At 51.7% G+C, this 21,034-nt stretch carries 22 protein-coding genes; 8 read left to right on the top strand and 14 right to left on the bottom strand.

Annotated elements, in window-relative coordinates:
- Positions 1 to 122: 122 nt before the first annotated feature.
- The 4 genes from V9K95_RS17310 to V9K95_RS17325 are packed head-to-tail and all read right to left on the bottom strand — an operon-like array spanning position 123 to position 4,242.
- Positions 123 to 665, bottom strand: a complete 543-nt coding sequence (locus tag V9K95_RS17310) for a GNAT family N-acetyltransferase (protein WP_115054882.1) — start codon at positions 663 to 665, stop codon at positions 123 to 125.
- A 19-nt stretch (positions 666 to 684) separates the two neighbouring features.
- Positions 685 to 1,866: a M20 aminoacylase family protein gene (locus V9K95_RS17315; protein WP_336441375.1), complete on the bottom strand. Its 1,182-nt coding sequence runs from the start codon at positions 1,864 to 1,866 to the stop codon at positions 685 to 687.
- On the bottom strand, positions 1,867 to 3,222 hold the full coding sequence (locus tag V9K95_RS17320) for an LLM class flavin-dependent oxidoreductase (protein WP_336441374.1): 1,356 nt from the start codon (positions 3,220 to 3,222) through the stop codon (positions 1,867 to 1,869).
- Positions 3,223 to 3,237: 15 nt separating this feature from the next.
- Positions 3,238 to 4,242 carry an LLM class flavin-dependent oxidoreductase gene (locus V9K95_RS17325; RefSeq protein ID WP_336441373.1) on the bottom strand — a complete coding sequence of 335 codons (1,005 nt, stop codon included), beginning with the start codon at positions 4,240 to 4,242 and terminating at the stop codon, positions 3,238 to 3,240.
- Positions 4,243 to 5,024: 782 nt separating this feature from the next.
- Between V9K95_RS17325 and V9K95_RS17330 the strand changes: the two genes are divergently transcribed.
- The 3 genes from V9K95_RS17330 to V9K95_RS17340 are packed head-to-tail and all read left to right on the top strand — an operon-like array spanning position 5,025 to position 8,416.
- Positions 5,025 to 6,128: a hypothetical protein gene (locus V9K95_RS17330; protein ID WP_337345117.1), complete on the top strand. Its 1,104-nt coding sequence runs from the start codon at positions 5,025 to 5,027 to the stop codon at positions 6,126 to 6,128.
- The gene (locus tag V9K95_RS17335) at positions 6,125 to 7,396 is read left to right on the top strand and encodes a glycosyltransferase (RefSeq protein WP_336441371.1); all 1,272 of its coding nucleotides are present in this window, start codon (positions 6,125 to 6,127) and stop codon (positions 7,394 to 7,396) included. Before V9K95_RS17330 ends, V9K95_RS17335 begins: the two co-directional genes overlap by 4 nt.
- Before the next feature lie 9 nt (positions 7,397 to 7,405).
- On the top strand, positions 7,406 to 8,416 hold the full coding sequence (locus tag V9K95_RS17340; protein ID WP_336441370.1) for an HlyD family secretion protein: 1,011 nt from the start codon (positions 7,406 to 7,408) through the stop codon (positions 8,414 to 8,416).
- Between the two features lie 153 nt (positions 8,417 to 8,569).
- Here V9K95_RS17340 and V9K95_RS17345 read toward each other — a convergent pair whose 3' ends face one another.
- The 3 genes from V9K95_RS17345 to V9K95_RS17355 form a co-directional block, all read right to left on the bottom strand.
- A complete protein-coding gene (locus V9K95_RS17345) occupies positions 8,570 to 8,821 on the bottom strand; it encodes a DUF982 domain-containing protein (RefSeq protein ID WP_115054876.1) in 252 nt (83 codons plus the stop codon).
- 147 nt (positions 8,822 to 8,968) lie between these two features.
- Positions 8,969 to 9,550 carry an alpha/beta fold hydrolase gene (locus V9K95_RS17350; protein WP_336441369.1) on the bottom strand — a complete coding sequence of 194 codons (582 nt, stop codon included), beginning with the start codon at positions 9,548 to 9,550 and terminating at the stop codon, positions 8,969 to 8,971.
- Positions 9,454 to 9,792, bottom strand: coding sequence for an alpha/beta fold hydrolase (locus V9K95_RS17355; RefSeq protein ID WP_336441368.1), 339 nt, complete (start codon positions 9,790 to 9,792; stop codon positions 9,454 to 9,456). The genes V9K95_RS17350 and V9K95_RS17355 overlap by 97 nt, the downstream gene beginning before the upstream one ends.
- 204 nt (positions 9,793 to 9,996) lie before the next feature.
- Between V9K95_RS17355 and V9K95_RS17360 the strand changes: the two genes are divergently transcribed.
- Positions 9,997 to 10,311 carry a hypothetical protein gene (locus V9K95_RS17360; RefSeq protein WP_115054875.1) on the top strand — a complete coding sequence of 105 codons (315 nt, stop codon included), beginning with the start codon at positions 9,997 to 9,999 and terminating at the stop codon, positions 10,309 to 10,311.
- A gap of 95 nt (positions 10,312 to 10,406) precedes the next feature.
- Here the strand turns inward: V9K95_RS17360 and V9K95_RS17365 are convergent, their stop codons facing one another.
- The 7 genes from V9K95_RS17365 to V9K95_RS17395 form a co-directional block, all read right to left on the bottom strand.
- Entirely contained in the window at positions 10,407 to 10,922 is a 516-nt protein-coding gene (locus V9K95_RS17365; protein ID WP_336441367.1) for a DUF995 domain-containing protein, read from the bottom strand.
- Positions 10,923 to 11,053: 131 nt separating this feature from the next.
- Positions 11,054 to 11,998, bottom strand: coding sequence for a glycoside hydrolase family 26 protein (locus V9K95_RS17370; protein WP_336441366.1), 945 nt, complete (start codon positions 11,996 to 11,998; stop codon positions 11,054 to 11,056).
- 15 nt (positions 11,999 to 12,013) lie between these two features.
- Positions 12,014 to 12,553, bottom strand: a complete 540-nt coding sequence (locus V9K95_RS17375; RefSeq protein WP_115054872.1) for a DUF995 domain-containing protein — start codon at positions 12,551 to 12,553, stop codon at positions 12,014 to 12,016.
- Positions 12,540 to 13,949 carry a UDP-glucose dehydrogenase family protein gene (locus tag V9K95_RS17380; RefSeq protein WP_336441365.1) on the bottom strand — a complete coding sequence of 470 codons (1,410 nt, stop codon included), beginning with the start codon at positions 13,947 to 13,949 and terminating at the stop codon, positions 12,540 to 12,542. Before V9K95_RS17380 ends, V9K95_RS17375 begins: the two co-directional genes overlap by 14 nt.
- A 13-nt stretch (positions 13,950 to 13,962) precedes the next feature.
- Entirely contained in the window at positions 13,963 to 15,810 is a 1,848-nt protein-coding gene (locus V9K95_RS17385; RefSeq protein WP_336441364.1) for a glycosyltransferase family 2 protein, read from the bottom strand.
- On the bottom strand, positions 15,807 to 16,793 hold the full coding sequence (gene galE / locus V9K95_RS17390) for a UDP-glucose 4-epimerase GalE (protein ID WP_336441529.1): 987 nt from the start codon (positions 16,791 to 16,793) through the stop codon (positions 15,807 to 15,809). Before galE ends, V9K95_RS17385 begins: the two co-directional genes overlap by 4 nt.
- Complete coding sequence (locus V9K95_RS17395) at positions 16,793 to 17,806, bottom strand: UDP-glucuronic acid decarboxylase family protein (RefSeq protein ID WP_336441363.1); 1,014 nt, start codon at positions 17,804 to 17,806, stop codon at positions 16,793 to 16,795. Before V9K95_RS17395 ends, galE begins: the two co-directional genes overlap by 1 nt.
- Positions 17,807 to 18,365: 559 nt before the next feature.
- Here V9K95_RS17395 and V9K95_RS17400 point away from each other — a divergent pair.
- The 4 genes from V9K95_RS17400 (at position 18,366) to V9K95_RS17415 (ending at position 21,034) form a co-directional block, all read left to right on the top strand.
- On the top strand, positions 18,366 to 19,502 hold the full coding sequence (locus tag V9K95_RS17400) for a helix-turn-helix domain-containing protein (RefSeq protein ID WP_336441362.1): 1,137 nt from the start codon (positions 18,366 to 18,368) through the stop codon (positions 19,500 to 19,502).
- A gap of 148 nt (positions 19,503 to 19,650) precedes the next feature.
- Complete coding sequence (locus V9K95_RS17405) at positions 19,651 to 19,950, top strand: hypothetical protein (protein WP_336441361.1); 300 nt, start codon at positions 19,651 to 19,653, stop codon at positions 19,948 to 19,950.
- Between the two features lie 16 nt (positions 19,951 to 19,966).
- Positions 19,967 to 20,308, top strand: coding sequence for a hypothetical protein (locus V9K95_RS17410; protein WP_336441360.1), 342 nt, complete (start codon positions 19,967 to 19,969; stop codon positions 20,306 to 20,308).
- 36 nt (positions 20,309 to 20,344) lie between these two features.
- Positions 20,345 to 21,034 (top strand): hypothetical protein, encoded by a 690-nt coding sequence (locus V9K95_RS17415; RefSeq protein ID WP_336441359.1) that lies wholly within the window; start codon positions 20,345 to 20,347, stop codon positions 21,032 to 21,034.

Here is a 21,034-nt window from a genome sequence, read left to right on the forward strand (position 1 = left end):
TAGTCAAAGATGGTTGCTGCGTATGAGGTGGATAATGGGAAGCTTTGTTGCAAAGTTTGTCGTTTCTTGAGTATGAAATCCCATTATCGCGGTAAGCGCGGGATGAGCTCCAAATCCCGCTCTCAGGCAGCTTGTGTTGTGGTTTTGGAAAGTTTGTCGACGATTGGCAACCCGCCAATCCCCAGATGACTGATGTCTTTCTCGAAAGCCAAGTGACCGTAGATTTCCGGGTCGACATCAACATCAAATAGCGCCGTGTAGCCGGATCTCAGATAGAGCTGAGTGGCCTCTGGTTGTCGAAACCCGGTGGTAAGATAAATGCGCGAATAACCTTGACGTGATGCCTGCGCCTCAAGTTCATAAACGACTTTTCGGGCCAAGCCCTGCTTGCGCAGATCGGCATGAGTCCAGATGCGCTTTAACTCGGCGGTACGTTCGTCATAGCGCTTGAAGGCACCCCCGCCAATGGTTTTGCCATCGCGCAGGAGCAAGAGAAATGCACCATCCGGTTGTGCGAAATATGATGCTGGATAGCGGCTGAGTTCGTTGCGGGCGGGCTCGCCGAAATAGTTTCCATACCGGCCTTCATATTCCTCAATAAGGGCTTCGATAAGTGGCTGTGAACGCTCGTCGTCTGGGGTGGTGTAAACAAACACGTCAGTCATGGCTGGCGCCTTTCGCAGTTCAAGTTGGCTTCTTGCTGAGGTAGTCTTCAGTCAGCTTGACCCAGTAGCGGGCAGCCGGAAGGATGATGTCGTCATTGAAGTTGTAGTGGGAGCTATGGAGTGGCGCACTGTCGCCGTTACCGATAAAAAGATAGCTACCGGGCCGCGCTTCAAGCATGAACGCAAAATCTTCGCTTGCCGATATCGGGCGGAAATTGCTTTCGATCCGGTCCACGCCGAAATGGTTGATTGCTGTCTGGCGCGCAAATTCCGTCTCGGCGGGGTGATTGACAAGAACCGGATAGCCGCGGGGGTAATCTACTTCGGCGGAGGCGCCATAGCTTTCGGCCTGTGACCGAGCCAATACCGTAATACGTTTCTTGATGTGCTCTCGCACGTCGGCTCGGAAAGCCCGTACGGTCAGCTCGAGCTCGACGCTATCCGGGATGACGTTTGGCGCTATGCCAGCATGAATGGTCCCAACTGTGACAACAGCAGCATCCAGCGGATCAATGTTGCGCGAAACGATGCTCTGCAGCGCAAGAATAAATGACGCACTGGCCACGACTGGATCTATCGTTTCCTGCGGTCGTGCTCCATGACCGCCTTTGCCAACGATACGGACTTTGACCAGATCGACGGAGGCCATGGCAGGTCCAGTGAGAAAGCCAAATTGGCCTATAGGGATTCCAGGCCAATTGTGCAGGCCGAAGACAGCATCACACGGGAACCTTTCAAAGAGCCCTTCCCTGATCATACGGCGAGCACCTGCACCACCCTCTTCCGCTGGTTGAAAAATAAGATTCAATGTGCCTGAAAAATTGCGTGTTTCCGCAAGATAACGAGCGCTATGAAGAAGAATGGTCGTGTGACCATCATGGCCGCAAGCATGCATTTTTCTCTTGAAGGAGCTGGCATAGGGAAGGCTTGTTGCTTCCTCTATCGGCAATGCATCCATATCAGCGCGTATGCCTAAAGTTTTCGGTCCATTGCCATTTTGCAACTTTCCCACAACGCCAGTACCACCAATGCCGGTTGTGACGTCGTAGCCCCACGCACGAAGTTTACCCGCGACAAGTTCGCTAGTGCGATGCTCCTCATAGGCCAGTTCGGGATGACGATGGAGGTCATGGCGCAGCTCGATTGCTTCACCAAGCGCGTGCTCCAATGCCTCCTGAACGCTATCCGGAACCGAAGTCATTTAGACAGGTTCCTTCACAGCTGGACTTGTCGTCACGGCAACAGTTTGTTTGGCGTAACGACTTCGGCGAAACGGCAAACCGAGATGGTCACGCAAGGTACTGCCCAGCAGGCTTGAACGATGATAGCCTCGAGCTTCCAGGATCGGCAGAACTTCGCGAGCAAAATCATCAAGCCCGGTGGCAAGAATCTGGAAACCCAGAATGAAACCGTCGGCGGCACCATTCTCTATCCAGCGGATCAGTTCGTCCGCCACTTTTTCTGGTGTTCCCGTGAAACCGTTGCGCGGAGTGGTAACTTCGAGAGCAACCTCGCGCAGGGTTTGAGCTTTTGCCTTGGCATCACGCTTTATCCGGTCCGTGGTCGAGCGGAAATTATTCTTGCCAATATCGCCAAGTTCGGGAAACGGTGCATCAAGGGAATAAGCGCTGAAATCATGATGATCGAAGAAGCGACCCAGATAGGCGAGCGCCTCATCTATCGTAACTAGATCTCGAATTTCCCGATATTTGGCTTCGGCCTCTTCTTCTGTCGATCCAACGATCGGCGCAATACCCGGGAAAATGAGGATTTCATCGGGGTTGCGTCCACTGGCGACAGCGCTTTCCTTCAACTGTCGGTAAAGAACCTGCGCGTCTTCAATAGGCACAAGATTTGTGAAAACACCGTCCGCATGCTTTCCAGCCAGCTTGATGCCATCGTCAGAGGCGCCCGCCTGAAAGACGACCGGCTGCCCCTGCTTTGAACGTCCAATGTTTAAAGGTCCTTCCGAGTTGAAGAAGCGGCCATGATGATCCAGCTTGTGCAACTTGGTGCGATCGAAAAACTGCCCGGTTGTTCGATCGCGCGTAAAGGCATCATCGTCCCATGAATCCCAAAGCCCCTTTACGACATCAAGATGCTCTTCGGCTATTTCGTAGCGCAGCGCATGATCGGGGTGATCTCGCCCGTAATTCTTGCCGGATCCCTCAAGCGGGGATGTCACAGCGTTCCAACCCGCACGGCCATTGCTGATCTTGTCAATCGAGCCGAACTGCCGAGCTACTGTAAATGGATCGCTATAGGACGTCGATAATGTTCCAACGAGTCCGAGCTTTGTCGTGGTGGCTGCCAGCGCTGACAGGATGGCAATGGGTTCGAAACGATTGAGAAAATGCGGGATGGATTTTTCGTTGATGTAAAGTCCATCCGCGATGAACGCAAAGGCAATACCCACACTTTCCGCCTTGCGTGCCTGTTCGAGATAGAACGGAAAATTCACGCTTGCATCCGGCGGCGAACTTGGATGTTTCCAGGAATTCATATGGCCACCCGGACCTTGCAGCATGATGCCGAAATGGATTGGCTTCTTACTCATTGCAACTCTCCAGGATCACGCAGCAAGCGCATATTGTGCTTGAGCCAAAATTTTTATTGACGAAAGGCGCTTGGCGGCATCGCGTATGGGCGTGTCTATGATAAATTCGCCGATACCGAAGCGTTCGTGCAGGCGATCGAGCTCTCCAAGCACCTTATGCGCAGAGCCGCGAATGACATTTGGCGTTTTCTTCTCGATGCGATAATTGCTCACGCCAGCTTGTCGTGCATATTCCTCAGCTTGTTCGACACTTCCGACAGTTACGCTTTGGCCACCGTCCACATGCACCTTAAAGTGCTTGATATCACCTACAAGCCGTTCCGCTTCTCTATCGGTTTCAGCGGCAACAACACCAATGGCCAGCAGCGGTTTTTGCCCCCGCGCCTTTTCCACATAAGTATCCAAAGTCCGCTTCAACACTTCTTCGTCGCCGTTCAAATGGCTGGCGAATACGAAGTCCCAGCCTTGTTTGGCCGCCAGCGCAGCACTGTCGGGGCTTGCTCCCAGCAGAAACCGTTCAGCTGCATGTGCCGGGATAGGCGTTGCTCTGACGCTTGCCAAAGGATCGTTTTCCGGCAAACCTTCCTTGAGGAACGCACTCAATTGTTCAAGTTGCGCCGCAAAATCCTGCTTTTCTGTGCGTGGGTTCAAACCTTGTAAAGCTCGGGTCGAAAACGGAAGACCTCCCGGGGCTTTTCCGACTCCAAGATCAATGCGGCCCGGCGCAAGATTCGCCAACACATTGAAATTCTCGGCAATCTTGTATGGGCTGTAATGCTGCAGCATGACACCACCCGAACCAATACGAATCCGGGACGTGTGTGCAGCAATGAAAGCGATTAGTATTTCAGGCGATGAACTGGCGACGTCCGGTGTATCATGATGCTCGGCGACCCAAAAACGACGAAAGCCCCACTCTTCTGCCTGCCGGGCCAAAGCGACAGTCCTTTTCAGAGCAGCACTGGATGGCTCACCGTTAAAAACCGGACTTTTATCGAGTAGACTGAGTGCATAGCCCATTTTGAGAAAGTGCCTCCATTGCAAAAAGACGACCTTCACACGGAAGACCATCTAGTTTCAGAGCCACCCAGATTTTCCCTTAACTGTTGAACCGTCAAAGAACGGCTTGCTAAAAATTCGGCGAACTACAGAAATAACTGTCAGTGTTCCATCTCTGTGGAAAATGACAGGCATTGATGTGCTCGCGGTGTGTGTTTTAACGAGGATGCTTGCTGATTGATAATGAGCGGCATGATCTGACCTTGAGTTACAAACCGCCCGCCCTTGGACACGGCGCTTCATTTATGCGGACAAGACAATCAATCGCAGTATTAAGCTAAATATTAGGTACTAACTACCCGTGCACAAATATATTGATCCCATAACAAGTTACTTGACACTGATTTTTACGAAGAGTTTACTAAAATTCCAAGCAATATCATAATATATGATACCGCAGCTTTAATTTATACTTGTGTCCGGCTCAACAGAGTCCGAAAAGGTGTACCGTGTCAAACAGCAACATATCCTTGCTTGAAAGTACTGCTCCACATGAAAACCGGGCTTTCATCGACCGACATCCCGTGGTGGATCAGTGCCGATCCGTATGGCAAGAATTTAACCTGCGCATCCCTCAAATAGCATTCTATCCTGACACGGTCATTCCACATTCCCGCTACTTTCGCGAAGTATTTTCCGTCGTCGATAATAATGACATTGATGCAGTTTTACTTACGAACGAAAGACAATCATTCGGTCTGGAAAGATTTCGAAGCGCAAGAGATCTGTTTCTTGTTCCGGTGGTGAACATTTCCGGCAAACCAAGCGTAGTTGCTGACGTGGATTTTAGCCTGAAGGATCCCAAATCATGGGTTGAGACTGCAAGCTGCATTAGAAAATTTCGCGACCGCCGCGCGCGCTTATCAAGCAGATTTCTGTCGCCCACCGCACCCGCCGTAAGAATGATGGCTTATTTGTTCGTTTCCGGAGAAGATCTAACCCCGGTCAGACAGCCCAATTCGCCGTACTATTACGCATATAAGGGTTTTTCTAATACAGCTTCTGCAACCATGGTCGCGGAGGCACTCGCCAACAAAGGATGGCTTGAGCGCAGTTTTTTCGAGAGATACTATAAATGCGCCGGTTGCCAATCCCACCGATTGACTGTCAGGGAAGAATGCCCTGCCTGTCGATCGCCACAACTAGCAGAAGCAGATCTGATCCACCACTATAGCTGCGCCCAACTAAGTCCTGAGGCAGAATTCCGCCGCGGAACGGCGCTTATATGTCCCAAATGTAGCAAGCAATTACGCCACTATGGCAAGGATTATGACAAGCCGGGACAGATTCAGGTGTGCGCCCGGTGCAAGAACACGACTTCCGAGCCCGTCATTGGTTTTCTGTGCCAGGATTGCGGGATGCATGTCACCGGCGATGCGGTCAGCGTAGCGGATGTATTTTCCTATTCTTTGTCCAACCAATCCACTGCCCTGCTTTCCAACGATGGCGAAGACATCAATCGATTTCCGATTGCTCAACTTCGTTATCTTCCGGAAGAGCTGCAAAAGAAGATTGCGCAGCTTTCTTCCTTAACCGGCGCAGCATCGGATTTCACGCTGGCTGAGGTTCAATATGATTGCCGTGACCATGTGCTCAAAACGCGAGGTGAAAGCGACTTCATTGCGATGCGGAAACTACTTGCAGATAATCTTCAAGGCATTCTTGGCGAAGTGGCATCGGTATATTCGTCCCGCGAGCGGGAGTACGTCCTCTTTTTCGGATGCGACGAATCCGGTTTTACAGCCTATTTGAAAGAGGCGCTTGACCATGCCGAGTCTGTTCTTTCCGATAAACTGAACCCCACCCTGCTCGTTTTGTGGGGCACACGCGAAAAAGCACTGTCGTGACCGATCTTGAAATCGGCGTGTCATTTCTCCTGGCCCAAACTGGCTCGAGTTTGGTTACCGTCTTCTGGTACACGCTCATATTCGACGTTCCCCGATATGTAGTGCCCTTTGCAATAGCTGCCATGAGCTTGCGGCATCAGGAGAGTGATAACAGAGACAGGTCTCTATCCCGATCGACCAGCGTCAGCGTCGTCCTTATTGGCCACAACGAAGCTGACTCAATCGGCGCCTGCGTCAATTCCTTGATGGAGCAGTCATTTCTTGATTTCGACATCATTATAGTCAGCGACGGTTCAACAGACGGAATGAACAAAGTCGCCAGTAAAATGGTTCAAAAGGGTTTGGGATCTTGTATTCTTTCTACCGGAATTCGCGGGGGTAAAGCAAGCGGGACCAATTTGGCATGCTCCATAGCCCATGGGGACATTATTATTAACATCGATTGCGATTGTTCATTTGACCGTTTTGCAATTGAGCGCCTGTTGGAGCCGTTTGCCGACGAACGGATCGGAGCAGCGTGCGGAGACATTGCGCCACGTAACGGCGGTGTCAGTCTTGTTTCACAGTTTCAGGAAATAGAATATCTGGAGTCAATTTCGGTTGGAAAGCGGTTCAGCGCAGCAATTGGTCAAATAACCTGCGCATCCGGCGCTTTCAGCGCTTTTCGCAGAACAGCTCTTGATGAAATCGGCGGCCTTGACGTCGGCGGCGGCGAAGATCTCGATGTCACGCTGCGGCTTCGTCGGGCTGGATGGCACATCGGATATGTGCCAAATGCCGTGTGCTATACAGATGTGCCGGCAACTTTTTACGCCTACATCAGGCAGCGGCTGCGTTGGGAGCGTGACGCAGTATGGATCCGGTTTAGAAAGCACCGTCGGCTGCTTAATCCGTTTGACCGCAAGTTCAAATGGGCCGAAGCGTTTCATCAATGGGATTTTCTGGTATTCGGCGTGGCTGGCACGGTCATTTTCCCGATCTATTTATCGTGGCTGGCAATCAACTTCGGTGCACTTGCCATTCCGATTCTCGTCGCGATGCAAATCGCCTTGCTTGTTCTGGACGCCTTCATGCTTGCTCTGGCGTGCTGGACAACGGGGCGCGCAAGGTTCTGGCGCAATCTTCTGTTCCTTCCTGGTTACTCCATCTTCATGTCCTACGGCATGCGTTCGGTGCGCTTGCTGGCTTATATCGATGAGTGGTTTTTTCGAGGTTCACATCGCGATAACTACACGCCGGAAAAAGTGCGCCATGAGCGTGCGTGGTAAGGTGACACAATGAAGTACATTCGCAAACGCCCGCGCATTGACAATCTCGATCGGCAACAACGAAAGGGATCCGGCCGCCTGAGCAGATTTGTCTATCTCTTGATGTTGGCAACACTGGTGCTAACGCTCGCGAACTACCTTGTCGGCGGCATGTTTATCTTGTCGGCCGACGGCATCGTACTGGCAGAGCGCTACATTGTATCTGCCAGCTATCCTGCCACAGTGGACAAGGTGTTGGTGAGTGAGGGCGATAGTGTGACGCAGGGAACCCCTCTTCTTCAGCTCACCTCATTCGACATGGTGAAAGAGATCGCAGAGCTCTCGGTACGCACAAGTGAACTCGCAGTGCGAGAGGGAGAACTTCGAGGGAAGGCAGCCAAGAACAAATCACTATTGCCTTTGGCAGAGCGGTCAGCACATGAAAGCAACGATGCAATCTTGCGGCTCGATCGGGTATCGACGCGAGGACTTGTGCTTGCAAATCGAAGGGATGAAGCCTTGACGGCCAACTACAACGCCGCAGAACGCTATGCTCAACTTCAAGCGGAGTTACAGGTCACTGCAAACGAACTCCAAGTGGTTGGTGAGTCACGACAGGTTGCGTCCAACGCAGTTCACAAGATGAAAACAATCTATGGAGACGGCAAGGTAACGGCAGCAGTTTCGGGTGTAGTGGGTTCAAAAGTTCCTGTTCCGGGCCAGGTCGTCCGTCTGGGCGATGAAATGCTGCAAATCAATGGTGGGAAGGCTTACCTGTTTGCTTATTTGCCAGATGAGTATCTCTTTCCTGTTACCAAGGGCATGAGGCTTCAGGTAAGTGGCGGCAGCGAGCGGTCGATAGGAACTGTTGAAAAAGTATTGCCGATTGCCGACGCTCTACCGGCAGAGTTTCAAAATTTATTGCGCCCACGCGATCGATCTCGGCTGATCCGGATTGCGCTATCTGAAAACCATCCCTTTGCAGTAACCCAGAAGGTCGTCATCAAAGGATGCATGTTCGGTTGGTGTTGGGTTCGCTAATTGCAGATATGCATAAGCCCATTTGTTTCTCGAACAATGAGACAATCCACGCCGAAGACAGCAACATGAATGTTATCATTCAGACGAAGCTGTCCAACAAAGCGGTTTGGTTGCCATTCACAAACGGAATGGGCGCTATAAAACAAATTTGCTCTAGCGGACTTCCTTAACGTAGATGTCGGCTTCAATCGCCGCCTCAACAAAGATAAGTCTCGCTGCTTCCACCGAAGCAATCCCCGTTTGGGCTTCGTAGCATAGGACACGGGCCTCCATATAAAGAGAGGCTTTCTTCTTCGGCCACCCGGACAGTAAAAACGATGCAGCATCACGTATGGATGCAATCGTCTCATTTCTGCCAAAGTGATTACTTTCCACAATTACCGGCTGAAAGGTAAGATTTGTCATTATGCCCCTGCCAATGCTATGCGCGCTATCGTCGAACGACGCGGCTCATGATTTTTATTTAATAATTAATTAATATCTTGGTCCCCGTGACTCCGGCGTGACATTGTCAAATGCGCACTTGCGTTGACGGAACTGGCAATTCTCAAATCAAGCTGCTTTCCAAAATTGCAGCGTCTTCCCGACGATCGCTTCTGGTGCATCCTCCTGCACCAGGTGCTTTGCATTCGGCACTGGCGTTAATGATACATTCATGCGGCGCGCCAGCTCATGTCCGTCGGCAATCGGAATCCATTCATCTTCCTCGCCCCATATTATTATTGCCGGACAGCGCATTTCTGCGAAGCGCCATTCTATTTCCTCGCTGTATTTATCATCCATCTGGGCGACCTGCCGCCAGAATGCTTTCTGGCCATTGTCCCCAAGCCATGGCGCCAGATAGAGCTGCATCTCGTCCTCACGCAAAGTATTGACGACAGCGGTGCCGATATAGGCTCGCAGCATTGCTTCGTGCAGATATGCTGGCAGTCCGGCAAATATCTGCTCATGCGCCTTGGCAGCCTGCACCAGGGGCGAGCCCTGAGGGCTTATCGCAACTGGATCGATCAGAACGAGCGATCGATAATTTAATCCATTCAATAGCTGCGCGCGCAAGGCCGTCGAGCCACCGAAGTCATGGGCAACGATATCGGGTAAATCAATGCCCCAATGATGACGAAGAGCGGCAAACAACTCATTTTGCAGCCGCGTGATACGTCGGCATCAGGTTTGTCGGAATGGCCGTAGCCGAGCATGTCGAAGTAAAATATACGCCGTTCATTGGCGAGCCATGGTACGATGCGACGCCACACAACCGAAGAAAACGGTGTGCCGTGAAGGACTACCGCTGGAGGACCGTTTCCGAGCACACCCCAAGCAATGGAATGTCCATAAAAGTTAAATCGTTCTGGTAATCGCCAATCACTGACAGACATTTTCTAATCCCGTATTCGGACTGCGTTTCATAAACGTAGCGGGCAACAGCAAGTTCCGTGTATAGTCCGTTCCGGTGTCTAATGAGCCCTCGAGCATAGATGTAAAAGCAAGAATTTGCATAAAATTGACACGATAGTTCGAGCGGAACATTAAATCCTGTTGATTAGAGTAGGCTCCAGAATAAGAACATTGGAGGCTACCTAATGATATTTTCCATGACTCGCCAGAATACTCTAAAATGGGTAGTGGCAACAGCAATCGGGCTGACAGTTTCTGTTCTCAGCCTAAATGCACAAGCCGGAGAAATCCGCAAACCAAAAGAAGAAACCCGGACAGTTTATCTCGTCAAATATCGGGTTAACAACGAAGTACGTTATGCGAAGAAGCCTATTGGCAAAATCATAAAGGTATCTGCTTCGCGATATATGAACAGCAATCCGTATGTGTGTACACCAAGCGGCTTTGGACAAAAGTCGCGCTGCTACAATCCAGGTGTTTTCAAGCGACCAGACGCATAAGCGGACTTTGCAACAGGGCAGTCGCGCCTAGAGCCTTTCTTGTTTAAATAGAAGCAACAAAGGCTCAAAGCATGCGCGCAGCAAGATATTTATTGTCAGCGAATGCCCTTGAGACGAAACACTTCCTTGCTCACCCGATCGCCTTCGACCAGTTTGAGCGCTTCATCGCCTTCTTGAGCGGGATTGTGCCGGAATACATACCAACTGCCGCCCAGATTTGGCTTTTGATAGATGACGCCATCCTTTTCCCGATGCAGGAAACATGTGACAGCACCACTTCCTCCCTCTTTACTGGACCACAGAGCCCGCAGGCAGAGTTTTCCTCCGTTGGTAGTATACCAACGTCCCTCGCCATAGGACCATGCTGCGCCCTTACGCGACCATGCAGCAAACTTCTTTTGATCATTGGAAAAGAAACCGCCACCGGTTTTCCATTTCCACGTATGCCCGGCATAAAGCTTTTCGAGCGCCGTGGCCTTCATCGGCGACGCTGCAGTGGCAAGTTTTGCCGTCGCGTCGTCAGTTTCTGCTTTGGATGCAGCGCCGGCATTGCCTGCCAGCAATAGAACGGAAAACGCCGAACTTACGATAATTGAACGGATCGGATACATTTTATTTTCCTGACTAACAGATCGGATCCCGCGAGAGTCTTAAGGCTCCCTCATAGGAATCGCATGAACACAAAGGTGGAAGCGGATCGCCGACAGATAAAATCGTCGAACCGCCATGTGACCGTCGGCGATCAATCCAACGGATGGTTGGCGACGCGCCAATCAGGCCGACCAACATTTCTCGGCCAATTGTAGACTTCACGATCATTGAAGTAGACAACTGCTGTCATGGCAGGAAACTCAGCATGCGGCTTGTTTGCTTCCGCAGCCCAATTGCGAACATACTCGTCATCGCCTTCATAGCCTAACTCCGCGATAGCGATTGGTTTGCCTAATGCTGCCACACGAGCATATCCAGGGCCTGTACGCTCAACAAATGTTGTATCGTGACCGACTTCCAGTTTGTCATAGGGCTGATATCCAAAGACGGACAGACCAATAATGTCGACATATTCATCGCCCGGATAGTAGGCTTCCAAACCTTCCTCTCCTTTCGGCGACCACATATATTTGGCTGACGGGAGTTCTTTTCGGCATACATTGTTTACATGTCTGTATGCCTTTACATAACCATCAGGCTTCCAGAAGGCCCAAGTAAACTGTCCGTCATTATCCTCCATTTCCTGCGCCCAACGAATGGTAACAGGGCTTTTCAATTTCGCTGCAGCTGAGCAGACCGCAGACATGTTTGAGTCATACCGTCCAGCGAGAATCCCGCTAAGCAAATCCTCCGGGCTGACGCGCCAGTCGCGTGCCCACGACCAAGGCTCGACAGTGATTAGCAGCGACCTTCCCCGCTCACGCGCATAAGTGTCTGCGGCACTGAGCGTCGCAAGATCCACGTCCTCCCAAGGAAGAAACAGGTGTTCGATCTTGGAGTTGGTATCATTGGTAAAGTCTCCATGAGGATCATACGCACCTGGCGTCACAGCATCAGCCGCGATGACGGGCCGTTTGTCGTGAAACGGATTGCGGCTATCGATACTTGCTCCTGAGACCCCGCTGGCAGCATAAACGCCACCGGAAACGCACGCACCGCACAACAAAGCTGCGGTTAATTTAAAGAGATGTTTCATCTCCCCCTCCTTTTCTTATTGTTTGGATAATTGTTCCGCGCCAAGCGCGGTTTTAATGCTGTCACGTTTTTGAGAAACGAGATCGGCGGAAATCAGCTTACTCGCTTCATCGTTTTCGCGGGCTTCGGTGTGCCTGAATACATACCATTCACCATCTGGCTCGCGCTTCTGGTAGATTGTTCCATTGCCGACACGATGTGAAAAACAGGACTTGGCCGGAAACGAGCCCTGTTTGGAATGCCATGTTGCGTTGAAACACAACAGGCCTGTCTCAGAGATAACCCAACGCCCTTCAGCCCAGGATTCGCCTTTTTCACCATCGGCCCATGCACTGAATTGCCGTCCTGCATCGGTCATATGACCGGCGCCGTCGTCCCACTGCCAGCTCTTGTTTTTATAAAGATTGTAGATTTCGAAAGCCATCATGGGGCGAGTTCCCGGCTGTTCAGACGCTCGCGCTGCAGTCGCTGGCGTGGACACCCAAGTCAAGGCGCAGACAATTGCTGTTATTGTGCGAAAGCCTGTCCGAATCTTTCCAGTTCTAGCGATTGTCATTGGAAACTCCTGCTATCTCGAGATGAGGCTTTTCCGCTTTGCGTCCTTTATGAATCGCGGCGGAAGTATTTTTATCAAATCGAGCTGTCGTCGATCGACCGATGGCTGATACACGAAACCCAATTTGCTCAGCGACGCCCTGTTCAAAAGCATTTCTGAGGTCGATCAATACTGCCTGACGCATTGTCTGCTTCAGACGTGCAAGATCAATTTTGCGGATGCTATCCCATTCCGTAATGACGACGACCGCATCGGCGTTGTGTGCGCATTCATAGGCATCGTCAAAAAACTCGACATCTGAGAGGATGCGACTGGCATTTTCCATACCCACAGGATCATGGGCGCGAATAACAGCGCCAAAACGTTGCAGGGTTTCGATAAGTGGAACCGAAGGTGCGTCACGCATGTCATCGGTATCAGGTTTGAAAGTAAGACCTAGAACCGCTATCGTCCGGCCTTCGACATCACCGTCCAGAGCATCAACAACCTTCAAGGCCATGCGACGTTTGCGCGCCTCATTGGCGGTGACCGTTTCTTCAACAATGCGGACAGCCACACCATAGTCTTGGGCTGTACGTAAAAGCGCCATTGTATCTTTTGGAAAACAAGAACCGCCATAGCCAGGCCCTGCATTGAGGAAGCTTGTTCCAATGCGCTTATCGAGGCCCATGCCTAGCGCCAATTCACTGACATTACTGCCAACCTGCTCGCAAAGATCAGCAAGTTCATTGATGAAGGTGATTTTTGTCGCAAGAAACGCGTTGGCGGCATATTTGATCAGTTCCGAAGTCCGGCGCTGGGTGACCACGATGGGCGTCTTGCGTGCTTCGAGCGGCGCACTATAAAGTTCCATGAGGACCTTGCGGCCACGCTCATCTTCGACTCCGATCACGACACGGTCTGGCTCGAGAAAGTCACGGATAGCGACGCCCTCACGCAAGAATTCAGGATTGGACGCAACTGAGAAAGTACCGGTTTTGCGCACCGACTCAATGATCTTTTGCACAACATCCCCGGTTCCCACCGGGACCGTTGATTTGACGACCACGACAGCATCGTCATCAATGAGTGGCGCCAGTTCCCGAGCGGCCATGTAAACGAAGGACAGATCGGCATCCCCGTGGCCAGCGCGCGGCGGTGTGCCCACTGCAATGAAAATAATCGATGCCCCCGCCAACGCTTCCGCTAGATTACACGTAAATCTTAACCGGCCCGCCGCTGAATTGCGTTCCACCAACTCGTCCAGACCCGGCTCGTAAATCGGTACGATTCCGCGTTCCAAATTGTTTATTTTCTGTGCGTTCTTATCGACGCATACCACCTCGTGGCCCCAGGCGGCGAAGCAAGTCCCGCTGACCAATCCAACGTAGCCTGTTCCTATGACTGCGATTTTCATGTGTTGACTGCCTTTACTGTTGTTTCAAGTTGTTGCGGTCGTTGGTGCGCCAACGCGGATTGAATATGGTCTTGTGAACATCGCGTCCGCCGACACCTGCGCCGGCAACGGCAAAGCGGTCATCAAATAGAGAGAAGCTTTGGGTTCCCCATGCGAGCGCCTCAACGCCATCGCGGCCCCGTTCAATGGTTGCAAAGCTTGGCAGAGCCAGAAGAGCAAGAAGGCTTGCCGCAACCGCCGGGCGATAAACTCGCGTACGGTAACGGACGGTGTTCTCCCGCGCATGCTGCAAAACGATAACAAACAGGAGCAACGCATAAATCACGGCGTTGATGATGGCGAACACATAGAAGCCACGGCTGCTGTCACTTGCATCTGGGATGAGTATTACTGGCAAGATGGAGAGAACCGCCAAGAACCCATAAGGAGCCAGAACACGGAATGGCAGTGGATCGACTTCGGAAGCTCCCTTCGGCGTGACGCGGAAATCCACGAATGAGCCGGTTGACCAATCCCGAAGTGCCGCCAGGGTTCCAGCGAGCGCCCATGGCCAGCGCGCAAACAAGAACAAGGTCATTTCCATGCTCAGTATTTTTGCATCATACGAGCGGAACGTGCCAGACGCGCGCCAGCGATAAGCCAGAACAATCAGCATGATCGCCTGAGGCAGAAAATGGTCCAGGAAGGCAGGATAGGTGACTGCAACGAAGCTGTCTCCTACCATCAGCGCAATGATCGGCAAGACAAACATTAACGCCATGAAAAGGGAAAATAGCGGATACCAGAACTGCGAGAACAAAAACTGGAACTTCAATCGCGGCGGTAACTTGCCAACCAATTTTGGTGAATACTGGAGCAGAATCATCATGAGACTGCGCGACCACTGAAACTCCTGCGTGATGAGATCGGCAAAGGTTCGCGGCCCGTCACCATGTGCAATAGCGTCAAGTGCATGCACGCCGCGCCAGCCATAGGCATTCATCATCAGTGTGGTCGAGTGATCCTCTGCCAATTCCGGTCCAAGACCGCCAATTTCTTTAAGCGCCGCCGTGCGCACCGCATAGTGCGAACCGATGCAAAGCGGAGCCAAACCATTATTGTAACCAGCCTGCAATGATCCGTGCATGCTGGCTTCAGCATAAAGTCGGCCGCGCGCTGACCAGCTCTCACGCGCATTGCGATCGCAAATGCTGGGCGCTGAAACATAGCCTACAGCCTCATCGGCAAAGGGGCGCAGCATGTGGAACAGATAGTCTGCCTCGGGTACGTGATCCGCATCGAGTTGCACTACGAAATCGTAAAAATCATAACCGTAATGGTCGTAAAAGAAAGCGAGATTACCTTCTTTGCAGCGCGTGCGTCGCGGCCAAGTTTGGCGATGGTAGTCCTCGCGTCCCTTACGTGTGGAAACAAAAACACCATGTTTTTCGCACCAAGCGAGAGTTGCAGGAGATGGATCCTCATCGGCAAGCCATGTGTCATGCGGAACATCTTGAGCCAGCATGGCGCACAAAGTCTCGGCCACAATTTCAAAGGGTTCCGACGGCGCCTTTGTCACCACCATAGCGATGCGGCTTAGCGCCGGTAGCTTCAACGGACCATTGGGACGACGTGCCCGAAAAAACAGAACGATGAAGTAAGCAGGCAGTAATGTTACCCAGGCCAGAATGGCCGTAACCAGAATTGAGCCTGCAAGATTTACATGATTGGCAGGATCAAACCACCAGTACCAAAAATAAAAAAGCGCCGCAGCCCACAACAGTGACCCGAACAAATATTCCACCCGCCGCCAGCCGGTAAAAACAGGAACCATCAAAGGCTCGTCTGGGGCAGCCTCAAATATTGTCCGATGGGCTTTCATGCCAGCACCTTCAAGCCGAAGAAGGGCGCTGCGGTGCGGATGATCGTATCAAGATCGGAGTAAAACGTCTGAAAACCAAGCTTTTCTGCTGCAAGCGCTGGGTCAGCATAAAGAGCCGGAGGATCGCCAGCACGACGAGCACGCATTTCAACCGGTACGTTGCGTCCCGTCAGACGCTTGATTGCATCGAGAATATCCTTGATTGACGTTCCGTGCCCGGTGCCAAGATTGATAGCGAGATTGCTGCCGCCATTGACGAGATGTTCGACTGCCAGCACATGCGCGCGCGCCAGGTCGGAGACATGGATGTAATCACGAATGCAGGTGCCGTCAGGCGTGTCATAATCACTACCAAAGACTTCCAAAAAGTCGATACTGCCCGCTGCAGCCATCATGGCTCGCGGAATGAGATGCGTTTCCGGATCATGTTTCTCGCCGATTTCGCCGTCGATGTCCGCTCCGGAGGCATTGAAATAACGCAGCGCCACATATTGCAGGTCATAGGCAGCCGAATAATCGGCGAGCATTTGCTCCACAATCAGCTTGGTTCGGCCATAAGGATTTATGGGGTGTTGCACCTCGGCTTCACGAATGGGCAATTGATCGGGGATACCATAGGTTGCACAGCTCGACGAAAAGATGACATTGCGTGCACCTGCGAGACGGCAAGCATCCAGAAGCGACTGCGTTCCACTAACATTATTGCGATAATATTTAGCCGGATTTTCGACGGATTCACCGACATAGGCAGAGGCGGCGAAATGAATTACGGCGATCGGGTCGTGATCTTCGATAACGTCGGTAAGCTGCTGCGTGTCGAGAATGTCACCTTCTATGAAGGTGCCCCAACGTACGGATGCAAGATGCCCTGTCGAGAGATTGTCATAAACCACAGGGTTGTAACCCTGCCTCGACAGCAGCTTGGCGGTATGACTTCCAATAAAGCCTGCTCCGCCAACGACGATGACGTTCTTTGCGTTCATCATGCCACCTCTGCAAGTTCCCCATTGGGTCTGACGAGCTGGCGTTCGAAATAGGTTATTGTCGATTTCAGACCTTCCGTCAGCGCAATTTTCGGCGCCCACCCGAGGTCCCGCTCCGCCAACGTAATATCAGGACGACGTTGGCGAGGATCGTCTGTAGGAAGAGGGTGATAGACGATTTTGGATGAGGAGCCTGTCATCGCGACAATCTGCTCGGCCAATTCACGCACGGTGAATTCACCAGGATTACCAATATTAACCGGCGTATGAATGGCGCGAGGGCTATACATCAACCGGCTAAAGCCATCAATGAGATCGTCAACGTAACAGAAGGAACGGGTCTGAGATCCGTCACCATATACGGTTATATCTTTACCCCGAAGCGCCTGTGTGATGAAATTTGATACGACTCGTCCGTCATCGGGACGCATGCGTGGTCCGTAGGTATTGAAAATGCGCACGATACGGATGTCGACGCCATGTTGTTTATGGAAGTCGTAAAAAAGGGTTTCGGCACAACGCTTGCCTTCATCATAACAGGAGCGCGGGCCGAAAGAATTGACATTGCCCCAATAGCTCTCTGGCTGTGGGTGCACATGCGGGTCGCCATACACTTCTGAAGTAGAAGCCTGAAAAATCCGGGCCTGATAACGAGCGGCGAGTTGGAGAAGATTCAGTGAACCAATCACATTGGTCTTCATCGTATGGATTGGATCTGCTTGATAGTGCGGCGGTGACGCCGGACAAGCGAGATTGTATATTTCGTCGACCGGAAGATCGATCGGATCAATGATGTCGTGGCGCACATAGCTGAATGTGTCAAAGCGCAGCAGATGACGGATGTTTTCCAGTCGTCCTGTAGAGAAATTATCGACACAGACTACCGTCCGGCCTTCCCTCAGCAAAAAGTCACAAAGGTGAGATCCCAGAAACCCAGCACCGCCAGCGACAAGAACCCGCGCTTTTGAGGCACGATCAGAAGGAAAGTTTGATGAATTGAACACGATACCCACAGAGCTCTCCCAACATTTGCGGCGGATAGCTTTAATTATCGTGCAGGCCCCCTCCTATCGATATCGAGGAATCCGGAAACTATTCAATACGTCCATATTTGCATGTGCTGCGGGCATTAAGCATGAATTAGATTGCCAACGGATGTGGCGACGCGCGCGCATACAAAGGCTGCCAAGCCTTGCGGGAATACTTGTTCATTCCTGGTTCAGGATTTGGCGGGCATCAAAAAGGCAATCGATTGACTTGGTGCGGAGGAATTCACATGTGCTACATGAAAGAGAAAGTTCTCTATGTAAAATTCCTAAAGCGGCAACTTAAATCTATGAACAACTCAAAGTAAAATGACAGCGGAACATGCGACAACTAGATTTCCTGATCCTTTCACTTGGTGTTTTTGAGTTTGTTTACTGTCTGCGTGATAGGGATGGCGTGTGAAGCGATCTTTCAAGATGACGAACCCTGCAGATTTGGCAGACGAGCTGAGACACCTACGCAATATCTACCATCGTAGTGATAGGTGGCGGCGTTCGAACTTCGCGTCTCGGCTGGGAGGCAGTAATGTCTGACAATGGTGATAATTCCCAACCAAAGCAGACGTCGATGGAACGACGTCGTTGGCCACGCGTGACGGAAGATCCCGTCGGCGAAGATGACTTGAAAACGCCTGCGTTGCTTCCATTGCGTTTTGAGACGGAAAAATTAACGGCACGCGAGCAATTTCCTGCCTGGCAGGAATATATGGCCCCGCTGGCCGATACGCGTCTGCCGGATGATGTTGATCTAGCAGACGGGTTTGTCGCTCGACAAATTGTGTGGAATTTGGGCGGCATGTTGTTCCTGCAGCAAACTGCACCAGCTTTCAGTTATGAACGCTCGCCGGATACGGTACGATTCAGTTCAATTGACCATTGGCAGATCACACTCCTTCGTGCCGGTCGCACCTGGACCGGCGTTAATGGACGGGTTGCACAAAATGAACCGGGAATGATTGAAATACGGTCACTCGGCCATCCGTTCGGCGGGCGTGCGTTGGCAACGGATTCGCTCAGTCTGATCATTCCGGTCGACGTATTTGCCGTTCGAGGAGGCCTGACGACGGCGAGGAACAACATCGTTTTGGGTGGACATCGAGCCAGACTCTTGATTGATCATATGTTGAGTGTCGAAGCCAATCTCGATCGTTTCACTTATGACGACCTCCCGGGTGTCAAGGAGCGCCTCCAAGAGATGGTGTTTGATGCAATCACTCCTTTGGTAGACCATGGTGGCGTCAGCGATCAGATTTCGCAAATTGGATTAATAACGCGAGCCAGACGCTTCATTTTGAACAATCTTGCGTCGCCTGAATTGACGCCGGATGCTCTTGGACGGGAACTGGCGATCTCGAGAACACGGCTTTACGAACTTTTCGAAATGTCCGGCGGCGTTGCGAACTATATTCGGCGGCGACGCCTGTCTGCAGCACATGCCATGTTGGCGGATCCCACAGATACAAGAAAAATCGCCGAAATTGGTTTGGCAATCGGCTTTGATTCAGCTGCGAACTTCAGTCGCGCCTTTACGCAGCAATTTGGCTATAGCCCTAGCAATATACACAAGCGAGCGTCAATGGACCCCACGCGCCCGGTTTGGCAACCGGACAAGCAGCCAGAGATCACATTCGAAAGTCTGTTGCGAACACTCGGGCTGTCATGAACGGGACCGGCCGACCTGCAGCACGACAGCAACCTTATAAATCTGCAATTGCTGGAGATTGCCGATCCAATGATTCCTCACCGCCCATAATGGAACCATGCTCGCGTTCACCACTTCTATATTCTAGCGAATATTTTTGGAGCGTAGGATGGACACCGGCAATCTTCAAATACAAGGCATATGCCTTGCGATAGCTTCCCTTAATAAACTGCTTATTGCCAAGGGCGTTCTTTCAGCCGGAGAAATTGAAAATGCTCTTCAGGCTGCAGAAGTTGCAGCCTCCAGCGACGAGCGTTTTTTTGAGAGCCTCACGCCTCCCCAGCGCGATGCAGTCACTTTCCCAATTCGGTTTCTTCAAGAAGCCAATCAACGCGGTGACGATCTGTCTTTCAGCGCCCTTGCCAAAGCAGTGGGCGAAAACAAGAAGCCGTATAACGATCAAATCTAATTTCCAAGAGGAAGCGATGCAAAACGACCCAACAGTACCGATACCAAATCTCGTCGACATTACCGCCCGCTCGGAGACGCCTCTCACCGACGAAGTACTTGGCAAAGTCGATGAGTCTCTCACTGATCGCCGCGGCGCAGATACTGAACTTGGGTTTCGCCTGACAGCTCTGAAACATGAGATCGAGCGCTTAAAGGAATCGGCAATGCTTCCATCGTCCGGCGCCAGAGATATTGTGGTTGATTCACCGTCATTGGCACAGGAAGAACTCAGGAGCCGTATTCGAGCTAACCCTCTGCCATACATGGCTTATGCTGCAGGCGCGGCTTTTCTTTTAGGCAGATACTTATCACGCTGATGGAATCGTCTTGAGCAAAACCACAGGGGAATATGCATGGTAAAGATTATGGAAACTATCGTCAGGCAAAGCGCGGAGCATCGTAATCAAAGGACCGTGGGATTTATCACCGATGATGCAAATCACGTCGAGGTAGGTTTGGAACACCCCAGCGATCTGGTCGATAGCGAGATTATCGCACGAGCAAGACAGTTGCTGGTGCAGTACTCACGCCTGATGACAGCAGCACCGTCACATATTGGAGAAGCCGAACAACCAGCAGGTCCAGTCCCACCCGCGGATCCTCTCCTGAAAGACTATCGGCCAGATGGTGAACTGGTTCCTGTTCCGCTGGAAGGAATGATCGAGCCGGGTTCACGTGATAACGACAATGAGGAGGCCGAAATGCAAATTCTAGGTACATTGGTAACGCCAGATGCAACGGAAGGGCTTACACGGATAGAATTCCTTGGCGAAGGCAGAGAATCTGTCGTTGTTACAGTTAAGGGCACGCAGGGCGATGATGGTGATGCACTCATCGCAAGGGCCAAGGCGATGCTGGTACAAATCGCAGCATTCGGAGAAACCGCCGAACCCGCACCACAAGGCAGACGTACAGCTGGACGGGCAGAGGATGCCGACACGCTGAATGAACAGTTGGATGAGGGACTGGAGCAAAGTTTTCCCGGGAGCGATCCGATCTCTGTCACCAATACATCCATTCCGGGGCAACCCAAGCCCGCGTGA

Source organism: Phyllobacterium sp. CCNWLW183 (genome assembly GCF_037203775.1).
In the GTDB taxonomy this organism is placed as follows: Bacteria; Pseudomonadota; Alphaproteobacteria; order Rhizobiales; family Rhizobiaceae; genus Phyllobacterium; species Phyllobacterium ifriqiyense.

Bases quoted from the DNA above. Each gene is read 5' to 3' on its own strand.
- V9K95_RS17310 (WP_115054882.1), bottom strand. From the start codon at position 665: ATGACTGACGTGTTTGTTTACACCACCCCAGACGACGAGCGTTCACAG.
- V9K95_RS17315 (WP_336441375.1), bottom strand. From the start codon at position 1,866: ATGACTTCGGTTCCGGATAGCGTTCAGGAGGCATTGGAGCACGCGCTT.
- V9K95_RS17320 (WP_336441374.1), bottom strand. From the start codon at position 3,222: ATGAGTAAGAAGCCAATCCATTTCGGCATCATGCTGCAAGGTCCGGGT.
- V9K95_RS17325 (WP_336441373.1), bottom strand. From the start codon at position 4,242: ATGGGCTATGCACTCAGTCTACTCGATAAAAGTCCGGTTTTTAACGGT.
- V9K95_RS17340 (WP_336441370.1), top strand. From the start codon at position 7,406: ATGAAGTACATTCGCAAACGCCCGCGCATTGACAATCTCGATCGGCAA.
- V9K95_RS17345 (WP_115054876.1), bottom strand. From the start codon at position 8,821: ATGACAAATCTTACCTTTCAGCCGGTAATTGTGGAAAGTAATCACTTT.
- V9K95_RS17355 (WP_336441368.1), bottom strand. From the start codon at position 9,792: ATGTCTGTCAGTGATTGGCGATTACCAGAACGATTTAACTTTTATGGA.
- V9K95_RS17360 (WP_115054875.1), top strand. From the start codon at position 9,997: ATGATATTTTCCATGACTCGCCAGAATACTCTAAAATGGGTAGTGGCA.
- V9K95_RS17365 (WP_336441367.1), bottom strand. From the start codon at position 10,922: ATGTATCCGATCCGTTCAATTATCGTAAGTTCGGCGTTTTCCGTTCTA.
- V9K95_RS17370 (WP_336441366.1), bottom strand. From the start codon at position 11,998: ATGAAACATCTCTTTAAATTAACCGCAGCTTTGTTGTGCGGTGCGTGC.
- V9K95_RS17375 (WP_115054872.1), bottom strand. From the start codon at position 12,553: ATGACAATCGCTAGAACTGGAAAGATTCGGACAGGCTTTCGCACAATA.
- V9K95_RS17380 (WP_336441365.1), bottom strand. From the start codon at position 13,949: ATGAAAATCGCAGTCATAGGAACAGGCTACGTTGGATTGGTCAGCGGG.
- V9K95_RS17385 (WP_336441364.1), bottom strand. From the start codon at position 15,810: ATGAAAGCCCATCGGACAATATTTGAGGCTGCCCCAGACGAGCCTTTG.
- galE (WP_336441529.1), bottom strand. From the start codon at position 16,793: ATGAACGCAAAGAACGTCATCGTCGTTGGCGGAGCAGGCTTTATTGGA.
- V9K95_RS17400 (WP_336441362.1), top strand. From the start codon at position 18,366: ATGTCTGACAATGGTGATAATTCCCAACCAAAGCAGACGTCGATGGAA.
- V9K95_RS17405 (WP_336441361.1), top strand. From the start codon at position 19,651: ATGGACACCGGCAATCTTCAAATACAAGGCATATGCCTTGCGATAGCT.
- V9K95_RS17410 (WP_336441360.1), top strand. From the start codon at position 19,967: ATGCAAAACGACCCAACAGTACCGATACCAAATCTCGTCGACATTACC.
- V9K95_RS17415 (WP_336441359.1), top strand. From the start codon at position 20,345: ATGGTAAAGATTATGGAAACTATCGTCAGGCAAAGCGCGGAGCATCGT.